The organism is Paracoccus thiocyanatus (assembly GCF_900156255.1).
Classification (GTDB): Bacteria; Pseudomonadota; Alphaproteobacteria; order Rhodobacterales; family Rhodobacteraceae; genus Paracoccus; species Paracoccus thiocyanatus.
In genome coordinates, this window is sequence record NZ_FTMK01000018.1 from 64,089 (window position 1) to 71,183 (window position 7,095).

Genomic DNA, 7,095 nt, shown 5'->3' on the forward strand with positions numbered 1-7,095 from the left:
GATGGCCAGGCGCATGTTTTCCGCGGCGGGCGACCATATCGAAAGCCGCCAGCCGGTCACGGTCAGCCGCTATCGCGGCTTTACGCGGGTGAACCATTGGGTGACGGCCGCCAGCCTGATTGCGCTGCTGCTGTCGGGCTTGGCGCTGTTCCATCCGTCGCTTTACTTCCTGACCGGGCTGTTCGGCGGCGGGCAGGCAACGCGCTGGCTGCATCCCTTTGTCGGCGTGCTGCTGTTCTTCAGCTTCCTTTTGCTGTTCTTGCAGATGTGGCGGCTGAACCTGCCACGGCCCGAGGATCGCACCTGGGTCAGCCAGATCGGCGATGTGGTGCGCGGCGACGAGGAAAAGCTGCCCGAACTTGGCAAATACAATGCCGGACAGAAATTCGTCTTCTGGGCCATGACGGTGCTGATCCTGGTGCTGATCGTGACCGGCGTGATGATCTGGGAACAGTTCTTCGGCAATCTGGTCTCGATCCAGGTGCGGCGCTGGGCGGTGCTGATCCACTCGGTCTCGGCGGTGGCGATCATCCTGACCTTCATCCTGCATGTCTATGCGGCCTTCTGGACCCGCGGCACCCTGCGCGCGATGACCCGCGGCAGCGTGACCGGGGGCTGGGCCTGGCGGCACCACCGAAAATGGCTGCGCGAAGTGGCTGGACGCCGTGAAGGCGGCCCGGCAGAATAGGCCAAAGCGACCCGAAAGGATGCCATGTCCACCGCCCTGAAGCCCGATCCTTCGATGATCGGCGGCGTCGCCAAGGTTCCCCTGGCGCGCCTGCCCGACCCTGCGGCGCTGTTTTCGACCCGTGCCGAGCGGTTCGATTTCCTGGCCGGGCACAGCCCGAACCTGGCGCCCTATCTGCGCTTCCTGGCCGGGCTTTGCCGGGCGCAGGCCGATCTGGCGGCCGAACTGCCGCAACCCCAGCCGCTTGCGGCCCAGCGGGTCGAACTGGCGCGCTCCAGCCGCATGCCGCCCCTGGACCGCAAGGCCATGCGGGACGGGCTGGCGCAGGCCTTGCCCTTGCTGCTTGGGCGGCTGGCGGCGCTGGACATGCCCGAACCGGCGCGGCTGGCCTTGGCGGCATTGCAGGCGGCCGAGCCCGCGGACCTGGACTGGGTCATGGACAACGTGCTGGCCGATACCATCCCCGAAGACAGCGTGGCCCCGCATCTGTTCGCCGCCGCCGCCTTGCAGGTCCATGCGGCGATGCAGGCCGCGGCGCTGGACGCCGCCAAGCTGGTTCCGATCCGTATCGGCACCTGCCCGGCCTGCGGCGGCCGCCCCGCGACCAGCCTGGTGACCGAAAGCATCGGCGCCGAAGGGGCGCGCTATTGCGCCTGCGCCACCTGCCAGACGCTGTGGAACGAGGTGCGGGTGAAATGCGTCTGCTGCGGCTCGACCAAGGGCATCTCTTATCGCTCGGTCGAAACCGGCGACGCGACGGTCAAGGCCGAGCTCTGCCGCGAATGCGACCATTGGGTCAAGATCCTGTATCAGAACCGCAATGCCTCGCTGGAACCCATCGCCGACGATGTGGCCAGCCTGGGCCTGGACCTGATGATGCGGGACACCGAATGGAAGCGGGGCGGCTTCAACCCCTTCCTGGCCGGCTATTGACGGCGGGCGATGATCGTCGGCACGGCGGGCCATATCGACCATGGCAAAAGCGCGCTGGTCCGGGCGCTGACCGGCATCGAGACCGACCGGCTGGCCGAGGAACAGGCCCGCGGCATCACCATCGAGCTGGGCTTTGCCTATGCAGACCTGGGCGGCGGCGCCGTCACCGGCTTTGTCGATGTGCCGGGGCACGAGAAATTCGTCCACACCATGCTGGCGGGGGCCGGCGGCATCGATCTGGCCCTGCTGGTCGTGGCCGCCGATGACGGCATCATGCCGCAGACGCGCGAACACCTGGCGATCCTCGACCTGCTGGGCATCAGCCGCGGCATGGTCGCGCTGACCAAGTCCGATCTCGCGCCCCCTGACCGCATCGCCGCCTTGACGGCCGAGATCGCGGAATTGCTGGCCCCGACCGGGCTGGCCGGGTCGCCGGTCTTTCCGGTCTCGTCCCTGACCGGCGCGGGCATCGACCCCCTGCGCGCCGCGCTGGTGCGGGCCGAGGCGCAGACCGCCGCCCGCGCCGCCGAGGCACGCTTTCGCATGGCCATCGACCGCAGTTTTTCCCTGGCCGGGGCTGGCACCGTCGTCACCGGCACCGTGCTGTCGGGCCGCGTCTCGCCGGGCGACCACCTGGTCATCAGCCCACGGGGCCTGCCGGCCCGCGTGCGCGACATCCGCGCCCAGAACCGCAAGGCCGAGGCGGGACTGGCCGGCCAGCGCTGCGCCCTGAATCTGGCCGGCGACGGCGTGACGCGCGAGGCGATCCACCGCGGCGACGTGGCGCTGGACCCCATACTGCACGCGCCGACCCAGCGCATCGACGTGATGCTGCGCGTGCTTGGGTCCGAGCCGAAGCCGCTGGCCACCTGGTTTCCCGCCCGCCTGCACCTGGGCGCGGCGGAAACCGGCGCCCGCATCGTGCCGCTGGAGGGGCCGCTGGCACCGGGCGAAGAAGGGCTGGCGCAACTGGTCCTGGACCGTTCCCTGGCCGCGACCCTGGGCGAACGCTTCATCCTGCGCGATGTCTCGGCCCGCCGCACCATCGGCGGCGGTCGGCTGATCGACCTGCGCGCTCCCGCCCGCCACCGCGCCCGCCCCGAACGCCTGGCCGTCTTGCGCGCCATGGCCCTGTCCGATCCGGCCGATGCGCTGGCGGCGCTGGCCGGGCTGGCGCTGGTCGACCTGGACAGCTTTGCCCGCGACCGCGCGCTGGCACCGGCCCAGCTTGACCGCGCCATCGCTGTTTCGGGCGTCGCCATCGTTCCCGGAACGCGCCAGGCGCTTGGCCTCGGCCGCCTCCAGGCGCTGCGCCGGCAGATGCAGGCGGAACTGACAGCCTTTCACGCCGAGAATGCCGACCTTCAGGGACTTGGCCGGGAAAAGCTGCGGCTGATGCTGGACCCGCGCCTGCCCAAGCCCGATTTCGCCGCCTTCCTGCGCGCCGAGGCGGCGGCGGGCCATATCGCGCTGGACGGCGCCTTCATCCGCCTGCCTGGCCACTTGCCCCGCCTTGCGCCCGAGGACGAGGCGCTGCTGGACCGCATCCTGCCGCAGCTTGCCGGCGAAGACCGCTTTCGCCCGCCCCGCGTGCGCGACCTTGCCCAGGAATGCGGCGCAGATGAAGCCGAGATCCGCCGCATCCTGCGCATGGCGGCGCGCCAGGGCCGCATCGACCAGATCGCACATGACCATTTCTTTGCCCGCGCCACCACGGTCGAGATGGTGGGCATCATCCGCGACCTTGGCACGCAGGCCGCGGACGGCTGGTTCACCGCCCCGGCCTTTCGCGACCGGGTGCAGAATGGGCGCAAGGTGGCGATCCAGATCCTTGACTTCTTCGACCGGCTGGGTCTGACCTTGCGTCGGGGCGATCTTCGTCGCATCAACCCCCATCGGATCGACCTGTTCACGCCGGACGGGTCGGACAAGCGGGAATAAGGGAAGAGAAGCGTCCCCGGTGGGGCGGCCGGACTTCAAATCCGGTTGGGGCAGTGAGCCTGTCCTGGGTGGGTTCGACTCCCACTCTCTTCCGCCAGATGCGACGAAAGGACGGACATGGACAGCACGACGCTTGGCAGCAGCGATCTTCGGGTCAGCGCGGTTAGCCTGGGCACGATGACCTTCGGCAACCAGACCGCCGCGCCCGAGGCCCAGGCCCAGATGGACCGGGCGCTGGCCGCCGGCATCACCTTTTTCGATACGGCCGAGATGTATCCCGTCAATCCGGTCCGGCGCGAGACCATAGGCGCCAGCGAGACGATCGTCGGCGACTGGCTTGCCGCGCGCGGTTGCCGCGGCCGGGTGCAGATCGCGACCAAGGTCACCGGACCCAGCGCCACGGTCAGGGCCGAAGGCTATGACGGCGCCATTCTGCGCCAGGCCGTCGACGCGTCACTGAAGCGGCTGGGGACCGATTGCATCGACCTTTACCAACTGCACTGGCCGGTGCGCGGCAGCTATGCCTTTCGCCAGAACTGGCGCTACGATCCCTCGGGCCAGGACCGCGCCGCCACGATCGCGCATATGGAGGACGTGCTGGAGGCGCTGGCCGAACTGCACCGCGCCGGCAAGATCCGCGCCTTTGGCCTGTCGAACGAATCGGCCTGGGGCAGCCTGCGCTGGATCGACACCGCCGCGCGGCTGGGCGCGCCGCCGGTTGCCAGCATCCAGAACGAATATTCGCTGCTTTACCGCGCCTTCGACACCGACCTGGCGGAACTGGCGGTGAACGAAGGGGTGACGCTGCTTGCCTATTCGCCGCTGGCGGCGGGGCTGCTGACGGGGAAATACCGCGATGGCGCCACGCCCCCCGGCAGCCGGGCCGCGGTGGATGTCGCCAGCGGCGGGCGCGGCAACCTTGGCGGCCGCCGGACCCTCCGCGCCCTTGCCGCGGTTGATGCATGGCACGAACTGGCGCGCGACCTGGGGCTCGATCCGGTGCATATGGCCATCGCCTTTACCCGCCAGCGGCCCTTCCGCACCATCCCGATCATCGGCGCGACCGATACCGCGCAGCTTGGCCACCTGCTGTCCGGCCTGGACCTGCGCCTGTCGGACGAGGCGCTGGCGCGCATCGACGCCCTGCATCGCGCCCATCCCATGACCTATTGAAGGACGCCACGGAACCATTGGCACCGGGACGGCGGGCGGGCAATCTGCCCCGACCCCGTGAGCGGAGAAGATCATGTTGCCCCCCATCCTGACCGGCCTGCGCATCCCCGTCGTCGCCTCGCCCATGTTCATCGTCTCGGGGCCCGAACTGGTGATCGCGCAATGCAAGGCGGGGATCGTCGGCAGCTTCCCGGCGCTCAACGCCCGCGAAAAGGATGGCGAGGCCCCGCTGCTCGACGCCTGGCTGACCCGCATCGCCGAGGAGCTGGACCGCCACAACCAGGCCAATCCCGACAACCCGGCCGCGCCCTTTGCGGTGAACCAGATCGTGCATCGCTCGAACGCGCGGCTTCAGCGCGACATCGAAATCTGCCACAAGCACCGGGTGCCGATCTGGATCACCAGCCTGGGCGCCCGCCCCGAGGTGAACGCGGCGGCCCATGATTGCGGCGGCATCGCCCTGCATGACGTCATCACCAACAGCTTTGCCCGGAAGGCGATCGACAAGGGCGCCGACGGGCTGATCGCCGTGGCGGCCGGTGCCGGCGGCCATGCCGGGCCGCAATCGCCCTTTGCCCTGGTGCAGGAAATCCGCGAATGGTTCAGCGGCCCGCTGCTGCTGTCCGGGGCCATCGCCACCGGCCGGGCGGTGCTGGCGGCCCAGGCCATGGGCGCGGACCTGGCCTATGTCGGCAGCCCCTTCATCGCCACCCAGGAAGCCAATGCCCCGCCCGACTACAAGCGCATGATCACCGAATGCGGGGCCGAGGACATCGTGACCTCGTCGCTTTTCACCGGCGTATCGGGCAACTATCTGGCGCCCTCGATCCGGGCCGCCGGGCTTGATCCGGCCGATCTGGCCCGCGGCGACGTCTCGGACATGAGCTTTGACGAAAACACCCCCCGCCCCAAGGCCTGGAGCCAGGTCTGGGGCTCGGGCCAGGGCATCGGCGCGGTGCGTGAAATCCTTCCCGCCGCGCAGTTGATCGACCGCCTGGCCCGCGAACACGCCCAGGCCCGCGCCACCCTTTGCGCCTGACCGCGACTTCTTCGTTCCCTAAATACCCATTGAACGATGCGGCGGGGCGCCAAGGCCCGCCTTTCACCGTTTCCCAAATACTCCTGCGACCGCGCCAAGCGGCGCGGCGGTGCGTCAGGACACCGCCAGCCCCTCGGTCGAGGCAAAGAACATCGCCTGGCTGACGGCCGAGCGCACCTGTTCCTCGGAATAGGGCTTCGAGATCAGGAAGGCGGGCTCCGGCCGGTCGCCGGTCAGCAGCCGTTCGGGGAAGGCGGTGATAAAGATCACCGGAATGTCGCCCATGCTGGCGAGAAGCTCGTTCACCGCCTCGATGCCGGACGACCCGTCGGCCAGCTGGATATCGGCCAGGATCAGGTCCGGCCGCTTCTGATGCGCCAGGTCCACGGCGGCGGCATGGGTGCGGGCGATGCCGGTCACGTCGTGGCCCATGGCCTGCACGATGCCCTTCAGGTCCATGGCGATGATCGTTTCGTCCTCGATCACCATGACCTTGCCGGCCAGCGACTGGCTCATTTCGTTCAGCGCGATCTGCACCAGTTCCTCGGCCTCGGTCTGCGGGCATTGCATGACCTGCGCGATCTGGTCATAGCGCAACTCCTCGATGGTGCGCAGCAAAAGCGCTTCGCGGGAATTGGGCGTCAGGCCGCGCAGATGCGCCTGGGCGCTGGCTTCGCGCGGGGTCTGGGCCTCTACCAGCTCGACGGGCTGGCCCGAGCTTTGCCAGATGGCGTGGAAGGTGCGGAACAGCCCGATGCGGCTGTCCTCGCCATCCATGAGGCTGCGATCGGTCAGGATCGCCTCCAGCGTGGCGGCGGCGTAATTGTCGCCGGCGGTTTGGCTGCCTGTCAGCGCACGCGCGTAGCGCCGCAGATAGGGCAGTTCCCGGCTGATGGACTGGGCGAGATCCGCTGCGGTCATGGCTACCTCGAAAAATGCGTCGTGTGTTGGAACCTGATCGGATAAGCGTTGTTGCAGAACTCATGAGCTTCCGGGATTCACGGCGTGAATCCGGTGGGTTAAGAGCCTGCCATGAGCAAGCCCGAACCTGCCCGCTACCGTACGACCAACTGGAAATCCTATAACGACGCGCTGAAGCGGCGCGGATCTCTGCTCGTCTGGCTAGACCGGGACATGGACTGGCTTGCGCCGAAGGCAGGCAAGCCCGGACGTCCGCCGGTCTTCTCCGACGCCGCCATCCAGTTCTGTCTGATGATCAAGGTGCTCTTCGGCCTGCCGCTTCGGCAAACGACCGGAATGGTCGCCAGCATCCTCGAGATGGCTGGTCTGGACTGGCCGGTCCCGGACTTCTCCACGCTCA

Annotated in this window: 7 protein-coding genes and 1 tRNA gene; 7 read left to right on the forward strand and 1 reads right to left on the reverse strand. The window is 68.6% G+C overall.

The window, feature by feature from the left end:
• The first annotated feature begins 1 nt into the window (after window position 1).
• The 6 genes from F3H32_RS13145 to F3H32_RS13170 all read left to right on the forward strand — a co-directional run bounded on the left by F3H32_RS13145 (window position 2) and on the right by F3H32_RS13170 (window position 5,774).
• The gene (locus F3H32_RS13145; protein WP_149766256.1) at window positions 2–688 is read left to right on the forward strand and encodes a formate dehydrogenase subunit gamma; all 687 of its coding nucleotides are present in this window, start codon (window positions 2–4) and stop codon (window positions 686–688) included.
• Between the two features lie 24 nt (window positions 689–712).
• Window positions 713–1,621, forward strand: coding sequence for a formate dehydrogenase accessory protein FdhE (gene fdhE / locus F3H32_RS13150; protein WP_149766257.1), 909 nt, complete (start codon window positions 713–715; stop codon window positions 1,619–1,621).
• A gap of 9 nt (window positions 1,622–1,630) precedes the next feature.
• A complete protein-coding gene (gene selB, locus F3H32_RS13155) occupies window positions 1,631–3,562 on the forward strand; it encodes a selenocysteine-specific translation elongation factor (protein ID WP_149766258.1) in 1,932 nt (643 codons plus the stop codon).
• A 1-nt stretch (window position 3,563) separates the two neighbouring features.
• Window positions 3,564–3,659, forward strand: a tRNA-Sec gene (locus F3H32_RS13160).
• 20 nt (window positions 3,660–3,679) lie between these two features.
• The gene (locus tag F3H32_RS13165; protein WP_149766259.1) at window positions 3,680–4,735 is read left to right on the forward strand and encodes an aldo/keto reductase; all 1,056 of its coding nucleotides are present in this window, start codon (window positions 3,680–3,682) and stop codon (window positions 4,733–4,735) included.
• 73 nt (window positions 4,736–4,808) lie between these two features.
• Window positions 4,809–5,774 (forward strand): NAD(P)H-dependent flavin oxidoreductase, encoded by a 966-nt coding sequence (locus F3H32_RS13170; protein WP_149766260.1) that lies wholly within the window; start codon window positions 4,809–4,811, stop codon window positions 5,772–5,774.
• Between the two features lie 114 nt (window positions 5,775–5,888).
• Here the strand turns inward: F3H32_RS13170 and F3H32_RS13175 are convergent, their stop codons facing one another.
• Window positions 5,889–6,695, reverse strand: coding sequence for a response regulator (locus F3H32_RS13175; RefSeq protein WP_115756972.1), 807 nt, complete (start codon window positions 6,693–6,695; stop codon window positions 5,889–5,891).
• Between the two features lie 111 nt (window positions 6,696–6,806).
• On the opposite strand from F3H32_RS13175, the gene F3H32_RS13180 reads away from it, so the two are divergent.
• Window positions 6,807–7,095: transposase (locus tag F3H32_RS13180; protein WP_188128662.1), on the forward strand; the 289-nt coding region annotated here is incomplete at its 3' end.

Excerpts from the sequence above, each read along its gene's own strand:
- selB (WP_149766258.1), top strand. The coding sequence starts at position 1,631 with ATGATCGTCGGCACGGCGGGCCATATCGACCATGGCAAAAGCGCGCTG.
- F3H32_RS13145 (WP_149766256.1), top strand. The coding sequence starts at position 2 with ATGGCCAGGCGCATGTTTTCCGCGGCGGGCGACCATATCGAAAGCCGC.
- F3H32_RS13175 (WP_115756972.1), bottom strand. The coding sequence starts at position 6,695 with ATGACCGCAGCGGATCTCGCCCAGTCCATCAGCCGGGAACTGCCCTAT.
- F3H32_RS13170 (WP_149766260.1), top strand. The coding sequence starts at position 4,809 with ATGTTGCCCCCCATCCTGACCGGCCTGCGCATCCCCGTCGTCGCCTCG.
- fdhE (WP_149766257.1), top strand. The coding sequence starts at position 713 with ATGTCCACCGCCCTGAAGCCCGATCCTTCGATGATCGGCGGCGTCGCC.
- F3H32_RS13165 (WP_149766259.1), top strand. The coding sequence starts at position 3,680 with ATGGACAGCACGACGCTTGGCAGCAGCGATCTTCGGGTCAGCGCGGTT.